Origin of the sequence: Arcicella rosea (genome assembly GCF_040543805.1) — a bacterium.
Lineage (GTDB): Bacteria > Bacteroidota > Bacteroidia > Cytophagales > Spirosomataceae > Arcicella > Arcicella rosea.
Map to the genome: position 1 here is coordinate 96,486 of NZ_JBEUMS010000008.1, position 22,595 is coordinate 119,080.

At 34.5% G+C, this 22,595-nt stretch carries 19 protein-coding genes; 12 read left to right on the plus strand and 7 right to left on the minus strand.

All coding sequences use genetic code 11. The features are described from left to right. Window positions 1-23: 23 nt before the first annotated feature. The 6 genes from ABID42_RS12220 to ABID42_RS12245 all read left to right on the plus strand — a co-directional run bounded on the left by ABID42_RS12220 (window position 24) and on the right by ABID42_RS12245 (window position 7,253). The gene (locus ABID42_RS12220) at window positions 24-1,304 is read left to right on the plus strand and encodes an MFS transporter (protein WP_323261006.1); all 1,281 of its coding nucleotides are present in this window, start codon (window positions 24-26) and stop codon (window positions 1,302-1,304) included. A 228-nt stretch (window positions 1,305-1,532) separates the two neighbouring features. Continuing rightward, window positions 1,533-3,182, plus strand: coding sequence for a M14 family metallopeptidase (locus ABID42_RS12225; protein WP_367283893.1), 1,650 nt, complete (start codon window positions 1,533-1,535; stop codon window positions 3,180-3,182). Between the two features lie 43 nt (window positions 3,183-3,225). Further along, window positions 3,226-4,971: a M14 family metallopeptidase gene (locus ABID42_RS12230; RefSeq protein ID WP_323261002.1), complete on the plus strand. Its 1,746-nt coding sequence runs from the start codon at window positions 3,226-3,228 to the stop codon at window positions 4,969-4,971. A gap of 14 nt (window positions 4,972-4,985) precedes the next feature. Further along, a complete protein-coding gene (hslV, locus tag ABID42_RS12235) occupies window positions 4,986-5,525 on the plus strand; it encodes an ATP-dependent protease subunit HslV (protein ID WP_367283894.1) in 540 nt (179 codons plus the stop codon). A 224-nt stretch (window positions 5,526-5,749) separates the two neighbouring features. Beyond that, window positions 5,750-6,385 (plus strand): peroxiredoxin, encoded by a 636-nt coding sequence (locus ABID42_RS12240; RefSeq protein WP_323260999.1) that lies wholly within the window; start codon window positions 5,750-5,752, stop codon window positions 6,383-6,385. Window positions 6,386-6,464: 79 nt separating this feature from the next. Continuing rightward, a complete protein-coding gene (locus ABID42_RS12245) occupies window positions 6,465-7,253 on the plus strand; it encodes a glycoside hydrolase family 25 protein (protein ID WP_323260997.1) in 789 nt (262 codons plus the stop codon). Between the two features lie 85 nt (window positions 7,254-7,338). Here the strand turns inward: ABID42_RS12245 and ABID42_RS12250 are convergent, their stop codons facing one another. The 5 genes from ABID42_RS12250 to ABID42_RS12270 all read right to left on the minus strand — a co-directional run bounded on the left by ABID42_RS12250 (window position 7,339) and on the right by ABID42_RS12270 (window position 12,737). Next, a complete protein-coding gene (locus ABID42_RS12250; protein WP_367283895.1) occupies window positions 7,339-8,532 on the minus strand; it encodes a glycosyltransferase in 1,194 nt (397 codons plus the stop codon). A gap of 20 nt (window positions 8,533-8,552) precedes the next feature. Then, window positions 8,553-9,653: a glycosyltransferase family 4 protein gene (locus ABID42_RS12255; RefSeq protein ID WP_367283896.1), complete on the minus strand. Its 1,101-nt coding sequence runs from the start codon at window positions 9,651-9,653 to the stop codon at window positions 8,553-8,555. A 111-nt stretch (window positions 9,654-9,764) separates the two neighbouring features. Continuing rightward, entirely contained in the window at window positions 9,765-11,057 is a 1,293-nt protein-coding gene (locus ABID42_RS12260; protein ID WP_367283897.1) for an aminopeptidase P N-terminal domain-containing protein, read from the minus strand. Between the two features lie 13 nt (window positions 11,058-11,070). After that, window positions 11,071-11,835, minus strand: coding sequence for a class I SAM-dependent methyltransferase (locus ABID42_RS12265; protein ID WP_367283898.1), 765 nt, complete (start codon window positions 11,833-11,835; stop codon window positions 11,071-11,073). A gap of 134 nt (window positions 11,836-11,969) precedes the next feature. After that, window positions 11,970-12,737, minus strand: a complete 768-nt coding sequence (locus tag ABID42_RS12270) for a 3-keto-disaccharide hydrolase (RefSeq protein ID WP_323260987.1) — start codon at window positions 12,735-12,737, stop codon at window positions 11,970-11,972. Between the two features lie 131 nt (window positions 12,738-12,868). On the opposite strand from ABID42_RS12270, the gene ABID42_RS12275 reads away from it, so the two are divergent. Both ABID42_RS12275 and ABID42_RS12280 read left to right on the plus strand, forming a co-directional pair. Beyond that, entirely contained in the window at window positions 12,869-13,393 is a 525-nt protein-coding gene (locus tag ABID42_RS12275) for a hypothetical protein (protein WP_367283899.1), read from the plus strand. Between the two features lie 28 nt (window positions 13,394-13,421). After that, the gene (locus ABID42_RS12280; RefSeq protein ID WP_323260983.1) at window positions 13,422-13,829 is read left to right on the plus strand and encodes a hypothetical protein; all 408 of its coding nucleotides are present in this window, start codon (window positions 13,422-13,424) and stop codon (window positions 13,827-13,829) included. Between the two features lie 58 nt (window positions 13,830-13,887). Here ABID42_RS12280 and ABID42_RS12285 read toward each other — a convergent pair whose 3' ends face one another. After that, window positions 13,888-14,100 (minus strand): hypothetical protein, encoded by a 213-nt coding sequence (locus tag ABID42_RS12285; RefSeq protein WP_367284007.1) that lies wholly within the window; start codon window positions 14,098-14,100, stop codon window positions 13,888-13,890. A 229-nt stretch (window positions 14,101-14,329) separates the two neighbouring features. On the opposite strand from ABID42_RS12285, the gene hisS reads away from it, so the two are divergent. The 3 genes from hisS to ABID42_RS12300 all read left to right on the plus strand — a co-directional run bounded on the left by hisS (window position 14,330) and on the right by ABID42_RS12300 (window position 18,690). Next, window positions 14,330-15,685 (plus strand): histidine--tRNA ligase, encoded by a 1,356-nt coding sequence (gene hisS, locus ABID42_RS12290; RefSeq protein WP_367283900.1) that lies wholly within the window; start codon window positions 14,330-14,332, stop codon window positions 15,683-15,685. Between the two features lie 125 nt (window positions 15,686-15,810). After that, complete coding sequence (locus tag ABID42_RS12295) at window positions 15,811-17,214, plus strand: energy transducer TonB (RefSeq protein ID WP_367283901.1); 1,404 nt, start codon at window positions 15,811-15,813, stop codon at window positions 17,212-17,214. Window positions 17,215-17,268: 54 nt separating this feature from the next. Continuing rightward, window positions 17,269-18,690: an energy transducer TonB gene (locus ABID42_RS12300; protein ID WP_367283902.1), complete on the plus strand. Its 1,422-nt coding sequence runs from the start codon at window positions 17,269-17,271 to the stop codon at window positions 18,688-18,690. 87 nt (window positions 18,691-18,777) lie between these two features. Here the strand turns inward: ABID42_RS12300 and pgi are convergent, their stop codons facing one another. Then, window positions 18,778-20,424 (minus strand): glucose-6-phosphate isomerase, encoded by a 1,647-nt coding sequence (gene pgi, locus ABID42_RS12305; protein WP_367283903.1) that lies wholly within the window; start codon window positions 20,422-20,424, stop codon window positions 18,778-18,780. A 427-nt stretch (window positions 20,425-20,851) separates the two neighbouring features. Here pgi and pyrG point away from each other — a divergent pair, with 427 nt between their 5' ends. Further along, window positions 20,852-22,504, plus strand: a complete 1,653-nt coding sequence (gene pyrG, locus ABID42_RS12310) for a CTP synthase (protein ID WP_367283904.1) — start codon at window positions 20,852-20,854, stop codon at window positions 22,502-22,504. Window positions 22,505-22,595: the final 91 nt, after the last annotated feature.

Below are 22,595 nucleotides of genomic sequence, written 5' to 3' on the forward strand. Positions count from 1 at the left end.
CTTACCTCATTTTATAAAAATTCATGGAAAATACCCTAGGTAAATACCGTTGGAGAGTAGTAGCGTTGCTATTTTTTGCGACCACAATTAGTTATCTTGACAGACAAGTAATTGCTTTGTTAAAACCAACACTAGAAAAAGAATTTAGCTGGACTGAAAGTGATTACGGTAATTTAGTGATGGCATTTCAAGCAGCTTATGCCGTTGGGTTAATGATTTTTGGTGGATTTATTGATAAAATTGGTACAAAATTAGGTTATGCTATCGCTGTAGCTTGGTGGAGTACGGCGGGTGTTTTAACAGCTTTTGCGGGAAGTACTTTTGGGTTTGGCGTATTCCGTTCATTATTAGGTTTGGGCGAAGGTGGAAATTTTCCAGCAGCTATCAAAAGTGTAGCAGAATGGTTTCCTAAAAAAGAAAGAGCTTTAGCAACAGGTATTTTTAATTCTGGTGCTAATATTGGTGCAGTAGCGGCTCCTTTAATGGTTCCGTTTATTTTAGCTACTTTTGGTTGGCAGGTTGCTTTTATCATTACTGGTGGTGTCGGTTTTATTTGGTTAATTTTTTGGTGGATTGGCTATGAATTACCAGCTAGACAAAATAAATTATCTAAAGAAGAATTATTATATATTCAGTCAGATAATGAACCAGATACTTCGCATGAAGAACCAGTAAAATGGGTAAATTTGTTAGGCATTCGTCAGACTTGGGCATTTATTTTTGGTAAAATGCTTACTGACCCAATTTGGTGGTTTTTCCTTTACTGGTTACCATCTTATTTTTCAGAAACTTTTCAATTGGATTTAAAGAAACCAAGTTTAGAATTAATCGTGGTTTATACTGCAACTACCATTGGAAGTATTGGCGGAGGTTATATATCTGGTTATTTAATCAAAAAAGGTTGGCCGGTATTCAAAGCTCGTAAAACAGCGATGTTGAGTTTTGCTATTGCGGTTGTTCCAATCGTTTTTGCCCAATATTGTACAAACATTTGGCAAGCTGTAGTGTTAATTAGTTTAGCAGCTGCGGCTCACCAAGCTTGGAGTGCAAATATTTTTACTACTGCCTCTGATATGTTTCCTAAAAAAGCCGTAAGTTCGGTAGTTGGTTTAGGTGGCATGGCAGGTTCAATAGGAGGGATTTTATTCCCATTAATCGTAGGTTATTTATTAGATACCTACAAAGCGCAAGGAAATATTACTGCTGGTTATAATATTATTTTTATCTTATGTGGTGGTGCATACCTTTTAGCATGGGGAATTATGCACTTGTTTAACCCAAGAAATAAACAGGTAGTCATTTAAAATATTAAATTGGATAATAGTAGAGTGTTTACAGGTATCGCAGCTAATGTGATGCCTGTTTTGTTTTATAGCATTTCCAATGTCATTTCTTCTTATTCATCTTCTGTTTATCTCCTTATAACTGCTAAGTTGGGCTATACATCTAATCTCATAAGATAGAATAGTAAAAGTCGATGCAAAGAAGTATTTTGCGTTAAATTACATTTCAAACAAACTTCATAACAAAATATGAAAAAACTATTCCTTTTATCGGGTTTATTGTCGATTTCATTATGGACATCCGCCCAAAATTCTTACCAAAACCACACACAGCTTTCTGCAAGAATCAAAGCATTGAGTTCAAAATTTGCTTCCAATGTTACTCTTCAATCTATCGGAAAAAGTAAAGGCAATCGAGACATTTGGGCGTTGGCAATCAGTAAAGGTAATGCAAATAACAAACCTGCTATTGCGATTATTGCTGGCGTAGAAGGTACTCATTTAGCAGGAACAGAATTGGCGATACAAATGGCTGAAAAATTGGCTGGAACAAGTACCGATTCTATTGCTAAACTATTAGATTCTAAAACGTTTTATTTTATCCCAAGTGTGAATCCTGATGCTCAAGAACAGTTTTTTGCAAAACTAAAATTTGAAAGAGGAGGGAACGACACAGAAACCGATGATGACCGTGATGGTTATATCAATGAAGATTCTTTTGAAGATTTGAATGGTGATGGAATTATTACACAAATTCGTGTGGAAGACCCAACGGGGAATTTTATCATCAGTAAAGAAGACCCAAGAGTATTGATAAAAGCAGACCCAGCAAAAGGTGAAAAGGGCAAATATTTATTATTGACAGAAGGTATTGATAATGATAAAGATGGTTCTTTTAATGAAGATGGAATCGGAGGTGTGAATATTGATAAAAACATGACTTACGATTATCCAATTTTTACAGCAGGTTCTGGCGATTTTGCAGCTTCTGAACCTGAAACAAAAGCATTGTTAAGCTTTTTGTACAAAGCAAATAACATTTTTGCTGTACTTACTTTTGGACCTGCGAACAATTTAACAGAAGCAATAAAATTTGATAGAAGTAAAACAGCAAAGAGAATAATCACAGGTTTACTTGAAAAAGATGCAAGTGTTGGCGAGCAAGTTTCAAAATTATACAATACTCAAACGGGTTTGAAAGACGCTCCAGTTTTGCCACAAACAAAAGGGAATTTCTCACAAACTGCTTATTTTCATGCAGGACGATTCAGTTTTACAAGTCCGGGTTGGTGGGCGCCCAAAGTACAAGTAGCGAAAGATTCTACCAAAAAAGAAGTAAACCTGTTGACAAAAGCTTCTGATAATGAAGAAATTAAATATTTAAAATGGGCAGACTCACAAAAGCTAAGTAGTGTTTTTGTGAATTGGCAACCAGTAAAACATCCAGATTTTGCGGGCAAAAACGTAGAAGTAGGAGGAATCGCTCCTTATGCAAAAATGAATCCTCCTGTAAGTTATTTAGCAGAATCTGCCAATAAACATTTGAAGTTTGTATCTGCTTTAGCATCTCAAATGCCTGAACTACAAATTGTTGATGTGAATACTGAAACTGTTTCGGCGGGGCTTACTCGTGTTTCTATCAAAGTAATCAACACAGGTTTATTACCAACTTATGCTGAAATTGGAGACAAAGTACGTTGGGTTCAGAAAGTAAAAACTGAATTGAAATTAACAGGAAATCAAGCGATTGTTTCTGGTAAGAAAATTAATTTAAGAAGTGCTTTAGCTGCTGGTGAAACACAAGAATATTCTTGGTTAATCAGCGGAAATGGTTCAATCAGCATTGAAGCGGGTTGTCCAACAACTGGGGCAAAAACGGTAAATGTTAGCTTGAAATAATTGTAAGCTACTTAAACGTTCAATTTAAATTCGAAATAAATCAATGAAAAAATATATCATCTTAATTCTTTTAACCTGCTCGTTTTCAGTTTTTTCTCAAGAGAAAATTCAGAATGATGACCTTACTGGTTTAAGAGCGATTGGCTCACCAGCGAACCCAAAAGTAAAAATGGCTTGGAATCATTATAACGATTACGCCATGATTACGAAATTCTGTCAGGATTTAGCCAAAGCGTATCCCGATTTAGTAAAAGTAGAATCGATGGGGAAATCTTATCAAGGCAAAGAAATGTGGGTATTGACTATCAGTGATACTAAAACCGGCAATGTAGCTAGAAAACCAGGTTTTTATATTGATGGAAATATTCACTCAAATGAAATTCAGGGTACAGAAGTAGCCATGTACACAGCTTGGTATTTGGTTGAAAACTTCGCTTCAGTGCCATTTATCAAGCAATTATTACAAGATAAAGTATTTTATATTACTCCAACAATTAACCCTGATGCTCGTGAAGATTTCTTGAAAAATCCTAACAATGCCAATTCTCCACGTTCGGGTATGATGGCGATGGATGATGATGGCGACGGACAAGCTGACGAAGACAAGTATGATGATTTAGATGGTGATGGCAACATTGTCATGATGAGAAGACGTTCTGCGACGGGTCGTTGGAAAGTAGATCCAGAAAATCCGCAGAGAATGATTCCCGTAAAAGCAGATGAAAAAGGGGATTACGAAATGCTAGGTTATGAAGGCATTGATAATGATGGCGATGGTTTAATCAACGAAGATGTTTTGGGATATTATGACCCGAACCGTGATTGGGCTTGGAATTGGCAGCCAGATTACGTACAACGTGGGGCATTATTTTATCCGGGAACTTTGTCAGAAACACAAAATATCAAAAATTTTATCATGACTCATCCAAATATTGCAGGTGCGCAGAGTTATCATAATAATGGTGGAATGTTCTTGCGTGGACCGGGAGCGGAAGAAGATGCACCTTTTTATTCTACTCAAGATGCGTCGGTATATGATTACTTCGGGAAGATTGGTGAAAAAATGAATCCGGGGTATAAGTACTTTGTGATTTACAAAGATTTATATACTGTTTATGGTGGTGAAATAGATTGGCTGGCTTTAGGAAGAGGAATTTTTACATTCTCTACAGAATTAATGACTTCTTATAAATTATTCAACAAAACTGCCGAAGAAGGTCGTTTCCAAAATAATGAATTTGATGAATTCAGTCGTTTGATGTTGTTTGGCGATGCTTACGTTACTTGGAAGCCTTTCAAACATCCGCAATATGGTGATATTGAAATTGGTGGTTCGAAGAAAAATTATGTAAGAGCGCATCCGGGTTTTTTATTGGAAGAAGATGCTCATAGAAATATGGCTTTTACAATTTTACACGCTTCACAAATGCCGAAATTAGATGTATTAGAAGTAAAGCAAAAAGCTTTGGCGGGTGGTTTTACAGAAGTAACGGCTACGATTGTAAACGAAAAAGTAATTCCAACGCATTCGGCACACGATGTAAAATACAAAATTGAACGTCCCGATTTTATAAGCTTAAAAAATGCAACGGTTGTAGCTGGAATGATTGTTGAAAATGAAGATACTAATCTTACAAAAGAACAAATCAATAATCCACAAACAATAGCTGTTCCTAGCATTCCGGGAATGGGAGTTGTAAAAGTACGTTGGATTGTTAAAGGTAAAAGTGATAAATTTACTGTCGAAATCGATAGTAAAAAAGGTGGACTGGTGTCTAAGACCTTGTAAAATAATTACCTAAAATGGAAAAAATTAGATCTACAACCGTTCTGGCGGTAGTGCATAATGGCGAAGTAGCGATTGGTGCAGACGGACAAGCGACGATGGGAAATACCGTTGCGAAAAATCATGTGCGAAAAATCAGAAAAATGTTAGATGGGAAAATCGTAACTGGTTTTGCGGGTTCAACGGCTGATGCTTTTACTTTGTTGGAGCGTTTTGAAGAAAAATTAAATGCTTATGGAGGAAATATGAAGCGTGCAAGTATCGAATTAGCCAAAGATTGGCGAACAGACCGTTATTTACGCAAGTTGGAAGCTATGATGATTGTGGCTAACAAAGAAGAAACTTTGATTATTTCAGGAACAGGCGATGTGCTTGAACCAGAAAATGGTATTGCATCCATTGGTTCAGGAAGTAATTATGCACTTTCGGCAGCGTTGGCAATGCGTAAACATGCGCCTCATTTAAGTGCGGAGGAAATTGTTCGTGAAGGATTGACCATCGCAGCAGATATTTGTATTTATACGAATCATAATTTTATTATTGAAAAGCCAGTGTAGGTTTTCGGATTTCGGTCGTCGGCTTTCAGATTTCAGCTTTTTAATTATTTACTTTCATCTATAACTAAATCAGAAAGTAGAGTTGAAATCTGTAATCTGATGACCGAGAGCTGAAAGCCGACTCCTTAAAAAAATATCAATTAGCCAGTATCTTGAAACCTTTTTTTTGCTAATCTTGTATTCCAATAGAGTAAGTATTTATAAACTTTAAATTGATTAAAACTATGTCATTAAGATTAGGAGATATCGCACCCGACTTTACGGCGGAAACAACTCAAGGAACGATTAATTTTCATGAATGGATTGGCGATTCATGGGCTTTACTTTTCAGTCACCCAGCAGATTTTACGCCAGTTTGTACGACTGAATTAGGCAAAACAGCTTTATTAAAAGGTGAATTCGAGAAAAAAGGGGTAAAAGTAATTGCAGTTTCTGTAGATGATTTAGACTCACACAATAAATGGGTTCCAGATATTGAAGAAGTAAATGGTGTTAAAGTGAATTTCCCAATCATTGCAGATGCAGACCGCAACGTGGCTACTTTGTATGATATGATTCACCCAAATGCTTCTGAAAAAGCAACTGTTCGTTCGGTATTTATTATCGGACCAGATAAAAAAGTAAAATTAACACTTACTTATCCAGCTTCAACGGGACGTAATTTCCAAGAATTACTAAGAGTGATTGATTCACTTCAATTGACGGCTAACTACCAAGTGGCTACTCCAGCAGACTGGAAAGATGGTGAAGATGTTATCATTACGCCAGCTGTAAAAACAGAAGATGCTGCGGCTAAATTCCCAAAAGGGTTTACAATCATCAAACCTTATTTGAGAACAACGCCTCAACCTAACAAATAATCGTCGAATGATTTAAAATCATTGACTAGAAAAGGCAAGAAGATGAAATATCTTTCTTGCCTTTTTGTATTTTTGTGACATGAATTATCTAAAACTACTAAGAAAGCGTTATCGGTTACTCCCTCGAACTGTAAGGATTGTACTTATTTCTATACTTTTCCTTTTTCTGTCTTTTGTTGTTTATATTAGTCTTCGTCCTAATCCTAATGGCTGGACGAAAGTATCCAAATTAGGAATTACTTTGCCTTTGCGCTATAAAATTCATGGCATTGATGTCTCGCATCATAATGGCGTTATCAATTGGAAGAAAGTAAAAAAAATGAGGTTTTCGGAGGAAGATTTAAAGCTAGGTTTTTGCTTTCTGAAAGCAACCGAAGGTATGAGTCATGCCGACCGCCAGTTTGAAAGAAATTGGGAACAAGTAAAAAAGAGCGGACTAAAACGGGGTGCTTACCATTTTTATATCGCTTGGCGTGAGCCCGTTGGACAAGCTAAAAACTTTATTAATTCTGTAGATTTGGAAGAAGGAGATTTGGCACCAGTATTGGATATTGAACAAAATTCATTGAAACCCGACAAACAAATTATTGAAGAATTAGAAACTTGGTTAGAAATTGTTGAAAATCATTACCACAAAAAACCAATTATTTATACGAATCCCAATTTTTACAAGAAATTTATCAAAGGAAATTTTGATGATTATCCACTTTGGATTGCGGATTATTCAAGAGAAAGTTTGAAAGGTTATAATTCCAATTTATGGTTTTGGCAGCATAATCAGCGTGGCTGGTGTGAAGGTGTAAAAGGTACAGTAGATTTTAATGTTTTTTTAGGTACTCAAGAAGATTTAGAAGATTTGTGTCTCTAAACTTTTAGTAACGAGATATTAATTTTGAGCTTTTTTGATTATAAAAGGCTAAAAATCTCGATGTTCACTACTCATAACTTAAAGCTCAAAAACTATCAAGAATCACTTTTGCGTAATTTTTTGCTTGATTCAAATCAGCAAATTCTTTCATACTTTTTTGATTACCAATTTGTGAATTGCTATTTAGAAGAGCTTCTAATTTATGTTGAAAATCATCTTCAATGGCTTCGTCGATAAGTAAGCCTAACTGTTTTTCAGCTGTAATTTTTCCCATCAAGCCATAATTAAAAGTAATTAAAGGCTTTTGCGCACTGGCTGCTCTTACCATAATGGCACTCATACCGATGTGTTTTTGGTACAAAGCCAAAATATAATCTGATACTTCAAAAAAAGACTGAATATCCTCGTCGGCTACAAAATGGTTGTGAGTAATAACTTGTACGCTGTTTTTTTGCTGGAGTACAGCAAGTTTTTGTTCGAAAATCGATTTTTCTTGTGTATCCCAAGGACCAACAATCAATAAACAAACATCTTTTGCTTTATCCTCAGATAGTTTTGCGAAAGTATCCATTACTGTTGAAATACCTTTTCTATCATCTAAATGCCCAAAAATTAAGAATACTTTCTTACTTTCAGCAATTCCCAATTCTTCCTTTATTAAACGAATAGATTTTGTGTTGGGATAAACTTGTACAGGGTCTGGCAAGAATTTTACTTTGTTGCTTCTCCAATTTTGTTGGATAAAATTAACGGCAAAAGGGTCAAGACAAAATAAAGTACTTAAAGCTTTTCGATGTAAAATGGCTTTAAGCAACAAATATTTACGCCAAAAACTAATCTTTTCTTTTACTGAATTAACAGGATAATTAACCAGTGTTGGTCTAAACAAAATGCCTGAAACTGGACAAATCGGTTTTTGTTCGGTTAAACAAGCCAGTTGAAGATGGTCGAAATACATCATTAAAATGTGAATGGCTTGTAAGTTTTTAGCATATTCAGCGCAGATAGCCCATTCTAATTTTGCTCGTTTGATTACATCACTTTTGCTATTTTTCCAGTCATTATAAGTTGTTTCTGAGGTACTTAACCATTCAATATTTTCTGCTGAAGTATTTTGAATAATTGTAGGATGCTTTTCAAAAAAATCTGGATTCACCAAAACAGCTAAACGAAAATCATATTTCTCATTTAAAAAATGAATTAGCAAATGATACAGATAGCCGGGATGATGTCCGCTGGCATCAGGTTCAAAGATTAAAACTGTTTTTTGAAAAGACATGAGATGATAAGTGTTTGCTGCTACAGAATACTTTTATAAACATTTAAGGTTTGGGTAGCTGTTTTTTCAGCAGAGAAGTATTCCTGACGAATCGTACCTTTTTGAACAAGACTTTTTCTTAAAGCTTCATTCTGAATAATTTCGGTGATTTTACCAGCAATATCTTCTTGATTGTTGGGGTCGAAATACAAAGCCGCATCTTGGGCTACTTCTGGAAAACAGGAAGTATTACTCAAAACCACTGGACAAGCACAAGCAAAAGCTTCAAGGATTGGAATTCCAAAACCTTCGTACAATGAAGGATAAACGAAAGCGATAGCATGTTGATACAAGTAAAAAAGCGTATCGTCGCTCTGAAAACTAAATTGTTTTACTTGGCTTTGTAAATCCAACTTCGCTATAAATTCATGTTCAGTTTTATTGAAATCGCCACCACCTGCACAAAGTAAATGAACGTCTGAATGTTCTTTTAAAACAGAGGCTATTGATGTTACAAAACCAGTAAAGTTTTTATAGTCATTTCTAGCACCAACATATAGCAAGTATTTTTCAGGTGTTTTTACTTGAAAATCTTTTGGCAATTCATGATTTTTGAACGAAGTAGCATGATAAATTACTGCTATTTTTTCAGGCTTGATTTGATAAAACTCTAATAAATCAGCTTTGGTATTTTCAGAAATAGCAATGATTTTAGCAGCTCTGTTCAGCAAATCCTGTTTCTGTGCATGACTGGCATTGTCGATGTGATTTAGGTTAAATCGCTCTTTGATGCAATCGTGATAGGTTAATACAAAAGGTTTTTTCCCTAAATAATTGAGGTAATAATTATGAAAAAAAGTAGGATGAAAAACATCAAATTTACCTCTTTGAAGCTGCATAATACTGTTTAAACGGTTGGTTCTGGAAACCAACATATTCGTAGGCATAAAGCCAAAAATATGTTTAAACTTATTTGGGCGACGAACAGAACTATTTTTTAAATATTCATTATTTGAAAAAGGTAAAGATAATTTTACACCGACACCCATTTCAAGTAAAGATTCCATCAAATCATGAAAATAGCGAGCAACGCCTCCATATCTCTGTCCAGTAAATGCTTGATGGTCGTACAGTATTCTCATATTTATTTTTGATTGAGTTGTGAATGAGTGAATTTTGATAATCTACGTTAATCAAACGTAGATTATCAAAATATTTTTAAGTCACTACTCATCTCAATTAATGCACAGTTCTTAAATCTTATTCATTAAAGCTTCAATTTCATCCGCTTCAATTGGAATATTTGCCATTAAATCGATGTTACCATCTTCTGTAATCAAAATGTTATTTTCTAAACGAATGCCTAAACCTTCTTCACGAATATAAATTCCCGGTTCAATTGTAAAGACCATTCCTGCTTCAAAACGACGGTATTTGTTCCAAACATCATGAACATCAAGTCCTAAATGATGTGAAACGCCGTGCATAAAGTATTTTTTGAATAAAGGAGATTCTGGATTTTGCTTTTCAACGTCTTCACGAGTAAATAAGCCTAAGCCGATAAGTTCTTCTTCAATGAATTTTTCAACGGCTTGCTGATATTCATCCCATAAATTCCCAACAACTAAAATTGATTTAGCAAATTTAAAAGCACGCAAAACCGCATCATAAACCTGACGTTGGCGTGGTGTAAATTTACCATTTACGGGAATTGTTCGGGTCAAATCAGCATTGTAATTGCCATATTCAGCGGCAACGTCTAGTAAAATAACATCACCATCTTTACATGGACGACTGTTCTCGATATAATGCAATACGCAAGCATTGGCGCCAGAAGCAATAATTGGCTGATAAGCAAAACCTTTTGAACGATTTCTTACGAATTCATGTAAAAGTTCTGCTTCAATTTCATACTCAGTAACATCTGGTTTTACAAAATTCAACAATCTCCTGAAACCAAGCTCAGTAATGCGCATTGCTTCACTCAATTGTTCAATTTCAATTGGATTTTTAATTACTCTCAACTGGTGCATCAACGGAGCAAGTCTTTCAAATTTATGCAAAGGAAAATGTTCTTTTGCCCATAAAATGAATTTAGCATCACGAGTTTGAACAACAGAATGATTACGAATATGCTCGTTTGAATTCAAGTAAATATGTTCTGCTTCAAAGACCAAAGTTGTTAAAACAGCCTCAAACTGGCTCATCCAATAAATACTTTGCACGCCTGAAACTTCACGAGCATGCTCTTTTGTGTATTTATAACCTTCCCAAATGGCAATTAATTCTGAGGTTTCTCTCAAAAATAATACTTCTCTGTGCGCAGGATTTGGACTATCAGGAAACAATAAAAGAATAGATTCTTCTTGGTCGATTCCTGAAAGGTAAAATAAATCTGAGTTTTGTTGAAATCCCATCGTCCCATCTGCATTGGTTGGCATCGGGTCGTTAGAATTCAAAATAGCAATAGATTTTGGTTTTAAAAGTTGTGCTAAACGCTGACGGTTTTCAATGAATAGCGAGTTGTTGATGGGTAAGTATTTCATATTTTAAAAGATATTATTTCTGGCACAAATAAATAATTTCGTCTTTAGGCAAGGCAAAACGCATGGTTTGGTCTGGTGGCATATTTACGCCAAACTTATCTTCTGTTACTTTCCAGCCACCTTGTTCTAAGCGTTTGTTATAATCTCTTCCGTAAATTCTAAAATGGTCATCTTGTTTGAAAAGACGCTCACGTTCTTTAGGGTCTGTAATGGTTTTGTCTTCAAAAGTAGTAGCCAAACTCCAATCTTGTGGCGACTGCATAATTGCCCAGCCTGTAGGTTTTAATACTCTTCTCATTTCTCGCATACATTGAATATCGTCTTCAACGTGCTCTAAAACGTGATTACAGAATACTACATCAAAAGTATTGTCTTCAAAAGGAATATGGTGCAAATCCATTTTTACTTTTGCCAAAGGCGATTCAATATCAGCAGTGATATAATCCAGATTTTTCATTTTCTCGAAACGGTCGATGAAACAATATTCTGGTGCTACGTGTAACACTTTCAGTTTTGCTTGAAAGAAATTCGTTTTTTGTTGTAAATACATGTACATCAAACGGTGGCGTTCTAATGCCAAACAGTTTGGACATAAAGCATTGTCTCTTGGCTCTAAACGACCATAAGGAACAAATTTTGAAAACTTAGATTTACATACTGGACAGGATACTCTAGTGCCTCTTAAAAAGATGGCATAGATTTTCATAGCAAAGTGAGAAACTAATTGAAGATATTTACGTGGAATATTTCTGAGTGTCCAGCTAATAATTGATTTCATAATTTAAACTTGAAACGTTTTGGATTCCGTTTTGAATGATTTAAAATGTTACAAACTAAAAAAGGGAATGATTTTTACACAAAGGTAAAAAATCATTCCCAATATCTGATTATCAAAAATCAAGAAGCTGAATACTATATTTCTCTAATCCAAATGTTGCGGTAACTTACCAAATTGCCGTGGTCTTGTAAAGAAATCGGTCCTTTTTCGTGAACAGGGTTCGTTGGTTGCCCAATATAGTTTGTTGCACCTTGAATTTTAGTATGGTTCTGTACAATAACTCCGTTGTGAATAACTGTTACATAAGCAGGAGTTTCAATACCACCATTAGCCGTAAAACGTGGAGCAGTATAGATGATGTCATAAACATTCCAATCACCCATTTTAGACGTAGCATTTACCAATGGAGCCGTTTGCTTGTAAATAGAACCTGCTTGTCCGTTTCTGTAAGTACGGTTTTGATACGAATTCAATACTTGTACTTCATAAATTCCAGCAAAGAAAATACCACTGTTCCCTTTTTGTTGTCCTTTCAAGGTTTCAGGTTCGATTGGTGAACGCCATTCGATGTGTAATTGACAATCACCAAAGTGCTTTTTGGTCGAAATCGTACCTGCACCTTTTGCTACTGTCAGAATACCATCTTTTACATCCCATTTTGCAGCAGAACCGTCTTTCGCAGATTCCCAACTGTCTGCATTTTTTCCATCAAATAAAACGATTGCATCAGATGGAACAGCCCCAGGAGTCACTACTCTTACTTCTGGATCCCAGAATTCTGTCGCTTCTGGTTTATCAGGATTCTTTTGAGTAAAACGGAAATCTTGTGCATTGGCAGAATTCATTGAAAAAGCCGCCAAACTAAGGCTTAAACCCAAAATAAATTTCTTGTTGATCGTCATTGAATTATAGTTTATGTTTATTTTAATTTTAATTTGCGTAAAATAAGCTATTCTTGTTTCTGGATAAATAATCTCATGCTTTATACTGAACGGCAATATTCAAGAATATCTTGCGAAATAATAATTTATTTATGAAAATTACTCAAAGAAATTGGATAAAATTAGCTTTTCTGTGTGGATTTATGCTTTTTGTTAATACTGTTAGTGGAGGGAAAGATGCGCAGGCTGTTTTAGATTTGAATGTAATATTACGAGACAAGAAAATACAATTGGTTAGAAGTCAATTGATTAAAGGTTGGTCGATGCGTGCAAACGGAAGTAATTTTTATATAGAAAGGAATAATGATATTTTTTTGCCACAAACAGCTTTAAAAAGTATTGATAGCAGAGCAAGTGTAGTCACTAAAACGATTGGTAAAAAGAAAGTACTAATGATGAAAACCAAAGCTTTTTTTATGATGACTGTTGAAAAAAAGCTTCCTGCCGATAAAGTCGCAATTATAAGAAATATGGCAAAAGGTGTTTATCAAACCGATTATTATACCATAATTTTATGGCAAGAACATGGTTTTACGTACTCAAAACATACGATTCCCAATAATTTAAAAGATGAATTTCAGGCAATAGAAACCCTAATAGGAGCTAGCTGGCAATGATTTTCTAAAAATATAAACGATAACCAATATGAAACCTGATATTCCTAAAAAAGCTCCCGGTCAAAAATTAGTAAAAAGAATGCCTTTACGCACCAAATGGATTTTGTGTGCCGTAATGGGTTTATTACTTTTTGGTTTTGGTATTTCAGTCGTAGGAACTGCATCAACGATTAGGGCTGAACCTAATGTGCCATTTTTTAGATGGTTTATTTGGGGACTTTATGGTTTGATTATCTCAAGTTTAGGGTTATTCTCGTTTGGGCAAGCGATTCGTTTTAGAGTATTGATGGATATCAATAAGCGTTTTAGCAGACAGGAAAAAGAAATGATGAAACAGATTAAAAAGTTAAATCATTTAGGTGAAGTACTTCGTGGAAAAGAAGATAAGAAAGAGGAGAAAAAAGCTAAAACAGGTGATAAAGATAAAAAAGAGTAAAAAAGAAAACCTCGTCTATTCAGACGAGGTTTAGATCTCTTAGAAGAAATTGTACAAATTACTTCGCAGCCTTCGCAGCAAACTCAGCTTTGATTGCCTCAATATCCACCAATTTAATTTCTGGAGTTTGAGTCAAATGCTTAATTGCATTGATTTTGTTAGTGGCTATAGCCTTGTTTCTTCTGTCTTTTCTTTTTAGTCTTGTAACAGCCATTGCGAACAGAGTTTTAAATTGAGGTGCAAAATTAGGAATAATATCTTTTTGAAACAAACATATAGGCAATTAATAATTAGACTTTAAGATTTGATACTTTAGGATTAGGAGTAAGGTTAAGTAAAAAAACTAGTATCAATCGTCCAGAAGTCTTTCAGTCACTTAGTCTAAGAAGAAATAAAACCCATGAAGTTTCCAAAAACTTCATGGGTTTTGTAATTTTGTAGCCATTGGACAATCCTGTCCGTTTTCACGTTCTCGGGTTTATTGCCCGATTTTATACTCCATGAAACCAAGTTTAGTAAAAGGTACACGAGATTTTGGACCAGATAAAATGGTTCGTCGCAATTATATTTTTGATACAATCAAAGCTGTTTTTCAAAAATTTGGTTTTCAGCCAATCGAAACGCCAGCCATGGAAAACCTGTCAACTTTGATGGGAAAATATGGTGAAGAAGGAGACCAATTATTATTTAAAATCTTGAATTCTGGTAATTTTTCTGAGAAAATTACACAAAATGAATTAGATGAAGGAGCAAAGAAATTAACGTTAAAAATTTCTGAAAAAGGCTTAAAATATGATTTAACAGTTCCTTTTGCTCGCTTTGTAGTAATGAATCGTAATGATTTGGCGATGCCTTTCAAACGTTATCAGATTCAACCCGTTTGGCGTGGCGACCGCCCACAAAGAGGACGTTATCGTGAATTTTATCAATGCGATGCCGATGTAGTAGGTACTGATTCTTTGGTTTGTGAAGCTGAAATCGTATTGATGATTCATGAAGTATTCAAAAATCTTGGTATCAATTTCTCTTTAAAAATCAATAATCGTAAAATTCTTACTGGACTTTCGGAAGCGATTGGAGCGGCTGGACAAGAAGGAAATCTTGCCGTTGCCATTGATAAATTAGATAAAATTGGGAAAGAAAAAGTACTAGAAGAATTAGCTGAAAAAGGATTTTCAACGGAATCTTTGGCTAAACTAGATCCAGTTTTTGGAATTTCAGGAACGAACCAAGAGAAATTTATCAAATTAGAGGAATTATTACAAGATTCAGAAACTGGAAAAAAAGGAATCGAAGAATTACGAGCCGTTTGGAATTTACTTCAATCTTTTGGTCAAACAGAAGAAAATATTGAATTAGACATTACTTTAGCTCGTGGACTTTCGTATTATACAGGAGCGATTTTTGAAGTAAAAGCCTTAGACGTTCAAATGGGTTCTATTTCAGGCGGAGGTCGTTACGATAATTTAACAGGTACTTTTGGTGTAGCGGGTTTATCAGGCGTAGGAATTTCTTTTGGAGTAGATAGAATTTACGATGTTTTAGAGGAATTGAATTTATTCCCTGAAAATAATTCTGTAACGACTAAATTATTACTTTGTCATTTCGGAGAAAAAGAGTTGAATTTTGCTTTGCCACTTTTGCAAAAAGCACGTTTGGCAGGAATCAATACAGAAGTTTATCCTGATGTCAGTAAAATCAAAAAACAATTAGATTATGCTGATAAAAAGAAAATTTCTTATGTCTGCATCATCGGTTCTGAAGAAATGGAAACCGGTAAATTGACTTTGAAAAACATGATTACAGGAGAACAAGAAAAATTGACTTTTGAAGAAGTAATCAGCAAATTACAATAAAACGCTTTCGGCATTAATAAATTTAATATTTGTTAATGCCGTTTTTCTTTAGTGCTACTATTATTTTAATAGATTATTTTTATTTTTGGAGATTGTTCAACCAAATCAATAAAACACTCTCTAAAATGAAACAAGTACTTAATACTATTGTTCTTACCCTCTTCTTTTTTACTTCGTTTGCTCAAAACCCTACAGAGGAAATTGATCCCATTCAAGAATTTATTAGCGCTACTACTCAAGTACCATTCATGGCTAAAGTTGCTAATACCAAAGGAATCGTATCGGTTGCTGTTACGATGAGTGAAAATAATTTGCCAGATAAGTATGAAATAGTTCAGAACTTGACTGATGAATGTGATAAAGAAGCACTTAGAGTAGTCAAATTAATCCACCCTAAATATCTAAAAGATAAATTAGCGGAGAATAAACGAATTGTTTTAGAAGTACCTTTCTTGAATTCTTTCACTGTCTTTTATAGTAAAGGCTACCAAATGGATTATTTTGATAAATATCAAAAAAGACATTTTGGAAGCGAAGCGATGTATGCTAGAAGATATTTGGTAGATACGCTTTCTGGAAGACTTATTGGTAATGTAGAGTATTTTGTCATTAAAGATAAAATGCCATCATTGATTGAGATTTCTAAATTACAGATTGATAGTTCTCAGCAAAACTCTTCAGAATTGATTGACAAAACTGATGCAAACAAAATTTACACACTGACAGCATTTAGCAAGTTTAAATTTCCTGCTCTGAGCCAATCTTATTACAAAAATGGAAGAGCTGTGTATCGAAATTTTAATGATGAAAACTATGAGTACTATCCAAATGGTAGGATTTCATCTTTTCATAAAATAGTAAAGGAAGATAAAATTGTCAAGAATTATACAATAAAATGGCATCCCAATGGACTGATGGCTTCAATTATTACTCATATACCAAATACAAATCAAGAAAACGATGAAGTGGCAGATAAATACCTTGCTGTTTGGGATTCATTAGGAAACCAAATTGTAAAAAATGGTGAAGGTTTCTGTGAATATTGTAAGTCAAGAAATGATGATTCTTTGGCAGAGTCAGGTTTAATAACTTCTGGGGTTAAAGATGGCATTTGGAAAATAAGAGATACAAAGGGGGAAATGGTTTATGAAGAATTTTTTGATAAAGGAGTATTTATCAAAGGGACTTTTTTTGAGAAAGAAAAACGAACTGTTTATCGCATGCAAGATGAACAAGCCTATTTTGAAGGAGGAATGCAAGCATTTTTAAAACATCTGCAACGGAACTTGAAATTTCCTGCTGAAGCTCAACGAGCAAATGCTGGGGGTAAAGTTTATGTACAATTTACAGTTCTTACAGATGGTTCTTTAAGTGATGTTAATGTCATTAAAAGTGTTGGCTTTGGTTGTGACGAAGAGGCATCAAGAGTAATAGAATTGACAAGTGGGAGATGGAATCCTCGTAAGCAAAGAGGGAAAGCCGTGAAATCAAAGATGACTATGCCGATTAGTTTTGTTACGAGTCAATAATTTTTCCAAATGTATATTTTTATGAATTTCAAATAAATTTTAACAACTCTCAAAATGAAAATTACACTTAAAGTTTTTATTTTATTACTCTTCTTTTTTAGCTCTTTTGCTCAAAACCAATCAGAGGAAATCGACCTTATTCAAAAATTTATCAGTGCCACTGTTAAGATTCCCTTCTTAGCACAAGTGGCTGATGTGCAAGGAGATGTGACGGTTCGTATTTCTATGGGAGAAGATAATTTGCCAGTGCGCTATGAAATTGTTAAAAGTCTCAGGAGTGACTGTGATGCTGAAGCCTTAAGAGTTGCCAAATTAATCAACGTCAAAAATTTACAAGAAAGATTAAATGGTAAAAAAAGAATAGCTGTTTCGATTCCTTTTTTTACGTCGGAAAAGGTTTTGTACGATAATGGAGAAGTATTTATGCTTTTTGATAAAGCCAAAAAGAGAGTTTATGATGATGGTGAAACAAAGTATATGGCACGTTATGAGTTAGATACTTTGACAGGAATTATCGAAAAAGGGATAACTTATTACATTTTGGAAGATAAAAAAGCGAAATACCTAGATTTTTCGCCTTTGAGATTAGATTCTCTTGAAAGAGTTAGTCTTTCAATTTGTGAAAAGAAAACAGATGATTTGAAGATTTACCAAAAGACAGCTTTCAATAATTATAATTTCCCTGTTTTTACTAATTCTTTCTATAAGAATGGTCAACTAGAAAGTAGATTGACAGATGATAAAAACTATTTTTTTTATCCAAATGGAAGAATCCAAAAGGTTGTTGAAAAAGATACTTCAAAAGAGAACGATAGCAACATAACATTTACTAAAGAATTTAACTGGCATGCTAACGGACAACTTTTTTATGTAAAAACAAGAAGTTCTTCTAAAGATAAGGAGCTAAATGAAGAAAAATATATTGCAGTTTGGGATACGCTTGGAAATCAATTAGTGAAAGATGGTAGTGGATTGTGTACTTTATATTCTGATAAACTTGAAAATACCATTCAAGAAACTGGACTAATCAAGGAAGGATTAAAAGAAGGAAAATGGATAGGAAAAACTTTGGGAAATAAGATAGAATTTGTTGAGCAATATGGAAAAGGTAAACTAATTGAAGGTATTACTTATACCGAGTCCGACTCGGTAGCTTATAAAAATACAGAAGAAATGGCCGAATTTAAAGGTGGATTCAACGCTTATGCTAGTTTTCTACAAGGAAATCTTCATTATCCTAGAGATGCTCAGATGAAAAATGTTGAAGGAAAAGTTTATGTTCAATTTACCGTTTGTACTGATGGCACCTTGTGTGACTATAAAATTCTGAAAAGTGTAGGATATGGCTGTGATGAAGAAGCTTTAAGAGTAGTCAAAAAATCAAGTGGAAAATGGATTGCTGGAAAACAACGTGGAAAAAATGCTCGCTCAAGATTTACTTTACCAATATCTTATAAACTGACTGGTTCAAGATAGGAATGAAACTAACAAAAAAATCCACGTGAATTGCGCTAAGCTCACGTGGATTTTTTGTTATGGATATTTTAATTTCACAATTCTTACTTATCTCCAAGCCTTGTAAGCATTAATCAAAGCATTTGTTGAAGAATCATGTGAAGTAATGTTTTCTTCGCTGGTAAGTTCTGGCAAAATTTTGTTTGCCAATTGTTTACCTAATTCTACGCCCCATTGGTCGAAACTGAAAATATTCCAGATTACTCCTTGAACAAAGATTTTATGTTCGTACATCGCTACTAAACTTCCTAAAGTTCTTGGTGTTAATTGTTTGAACAAAATAGAGTTTGTCGGACGGTTTCCTTTGAATACTTTAAAAGCTGCCAATTCAGCAATTTCTTCGTCTGATTTTCCAGCTTTTTTAAATTCAGCTACTACTTCTTCCAATGTTTTACCATTCATCAAAGCTTCAGTTTGTGCAAAAAAGTTTGATAACAATAAAGTATGATGGTCCCCGATTTGATTATGAGAAACGGCAGGAGCTAAAAAGTCACATGGCACTAATTTTGTTCCTTGGTGAATTAATTGATAAAATGCGTGCTGACCATTTGTTCCTGGCTCTCCCCAAATGATTGGACCTGTTTGATAAGAAACCTCTTCGCCATCACGTCCTACATATTTACCGTTTGATTCCATATCTCCTTGTTGGAAATAAGCTGCAAAACGGTGCATGTATTGGTCGTAAGGTAAAATTGCTTGGGTGTCAGCCCCGTAAAAATTATTATACCAAATTCCTAATAAAGCTAAAGTAACAGGAATGTTTTCGCTGAAATCTGCGGTACGGAAGTGCTTGTCCATTGCATGAGCACCTTCTAGTAATTCTACAAAATTTTCGAATCCAATTGATAAAACGATTGATAAACCAATAGCCGACCACAATGAATAACGACCACCAACCCAATCCCAGAATCCAAACATATTATCAGCATCAATTCCGAATTCAACAACTGATTTTTCGTTGGTAGAAATTGCCACAAAGTGTTTTGCAACACTTTCAATTGAACCACCATTTGCCAAGAACCAATTACGTGCAGAGTGCGCATTCGCCATTGTTTCTTGCGTCGTGAAAGTTTTAGATGCAATTAAGAAAAGTGTTGTAGCAGGATTTACTTTTTTCAATACTTCTGCAATATGAGTACCGTCAACATTTGAAACAAAATGTAAATTCAAATGATTTTTATAAGGTTTCAAGGCTTCAGTCACCATTACTGGACCTAAATCCGAACCACCAATTCCGATATTAACGATGTCTGTAATGGCTTCGCCAGCGTATCCTTTCCAAGCACCAGAAATTACTTTTTCTGAAAAGCCTTTCATTTTTTCCAAAACAGCATTTACATCTGACATAATTTCTTTGCCATCAACTGCAATCGGAGTATTTGAACGATTTCTTAATGCTACGTGTAAAACAGCACGCTTTTCAGTTTTGTTGATAGTATCGCCAGTAAACATTCTTTCGATAGCATCATCCAATTCGCATTCATTTGCCAACGCTACTAAGATGGCTTTCGTTTTTTCGTTGATTATGTTTTTAGAATAATCCACTAAAATATCTTCAAAACGGATTGAGAATTTATCAAAACGCTCTGGGTCATTAGCGAAGAGTTCTTTTATAGAAGTTGCATCAATTTCAGATTTGTGCTTTGTCAGTAAAGAAAAAGCATGAGTTTGGTCGAAAGGAACAGATTTTAACATAATTGCTTTTGTTATTTTAAAGGAATAATTTCTGGTTATACTGACAAAAGTACAAAAGACTGCTGAATTAGTAGAGATAAAACCTTTAGGATTTTGTTAAGAAGTCGATTAAAGTATTGATAAAAATAACAGAGTAAGCTTTCCTTCATCAGTAAGGATGATTCACAAGATTCTTTAATCAGCTTTTAGTTTTGATGAAACAGAAATTTTAATTGTTAAAAATTTACAAATGTAAAGTGTTGTAATCCAATGATTTATTGGGTTGTTTAACGAAAGTTTTCAGTGTTTATTCAAAAAAAGGCAAAATACTTCCATGAAAATACCCTAACTTTGTATCCCGTAACTAAGGGTTGCGGAACTCCATTCTTCCTCTGTACAATTTTTGTACACATCCTCTTAGAAAAATTCAAACTTCAATTTTATTACAATGTCAGGTAAAGGGCAACCTAAAACCGCAAAATATATTTTCGTTACGGGCGGTGTAACTTCATCTTTAGGAAAAGGAATTATTGCTTCATCATTAGCCAAATTATTACAGGCTAGAGGGCTATCAGTAACTATCCAAAAACTGGATCCATATATCAATATTGATCCGGGAACGTTAAACCCTTATGAGCATGGTGAATGTTATGTAACCAACGACGGAGCGGAAACGGATCTTGATTTGGGTCATTATGAGCGTTTTTTGGGCGTACCAACTTCTCAGGCAAATAACATTACTACGGGTAGAGTTTACTTCAATGTTATTACAAAAGAACGTCGTGGTGATTATTTAGGAAAAACGGTTCAAGTTGTTCCTCATATTACTGACGAAATCAAACAAAATATTCTTTTGTTGGGTGCTACAGGTCAGTATGATATTGTCATTACTGAATTAGGTGGTTGTGTAGGTGATATTGAATCACTTCCTTTTATTGAGGCTGCTCGTCAGTTGAAATGGGATTTAGGGGAGAAAAATACTCTTTTCATTCATCTGACATTAGTACCATATATCGCTGCTGCGGGTGAATTAAAAACTAAGCCAACACAACACTCAGTACGTGCTTTGTCTGAATACGGAATTCAGCCAGACATTATTGTTTGTCGTACAGAACATCCAATTCCACAGGAAATGCGTCGTAAAATTGCACTTTTCTGTAACGTTTCGCCAAACGATGTCATTGAAGCAATGGATGCTGAGACAATTTACGATGTGCCTTTGTTGATGCGTAAAGAGAAATTAGACCAACGTGCTTTGTATAAATTAGATATTTACAATGATAAAGATGCTGATTTAGAGCAATGGAAAAATTTCTTGGGAAAACTTAAAAATCCAACGGAACAAATTACAATTGGTTTAGTAGGTAAATACGTTGAGCTGAAAGATTCATATAAATCTATTGCAGAAGGATTGATTCATGCTGGAGCAGTAAATGAAACGAAAGTAAATGTTGTTTGGATTTCATCTGAAAACTTAGTTGAAGGCGATTATCAAAAGAAATTAGAAAACCTTGATGGTATTTTGGTTGCTCCGGGTTTTGGAGAAAGAGGTATCGAAGGTAAAATCAATGCAGTAAAGTATGCTCGTGAAAACAAAGTTCCTTTCTTCGGAATTTGTTTGGGTATGCAATGTGCTGTTATTGAATATGCGAGAAATGTGGTTGGTTTTGAAAATGCTCATTCATCTGAAATGAACAAAGAAACACCATATCCAGTAATCGACTTGATGGAAGAACAAAAATTAGTAACTAACAAAGGCGGTACCATGCGTTTAGGTGCTTATGCTTGTAAGTTAGAAAAAGGTTCTTTGGCGCATCATGTATATGGAAAATTGAATATTCAGGAGCGTCACCGTCACCGTTATGAATTCAATAATGCTTATTTAGAGCAATTTAAAAATGCTGGTATGATTCCAACAGGAATTAATACAGATTCAGGTTTGGTAGAAATCGTTGAAATTAAAGACCATCCTTTCTTTATTGGTGTGCAGTTTCACCCAGAGTACAAATCGAATGTAGCTAATCCAGCTCCTTTATTTGTTCACTTTGTAAAGGCAGCTTTAAGAAACGCTATTCCTTTGATGAAAGGAACTACTAAGTAACCTTTTATCATTTAAAATGATTTAATTAAAGATAAGTAGTAATTTTGCACCGCTAAAGTCAAAAGCTTTGGCGGTTTTATTTGATAGAAAG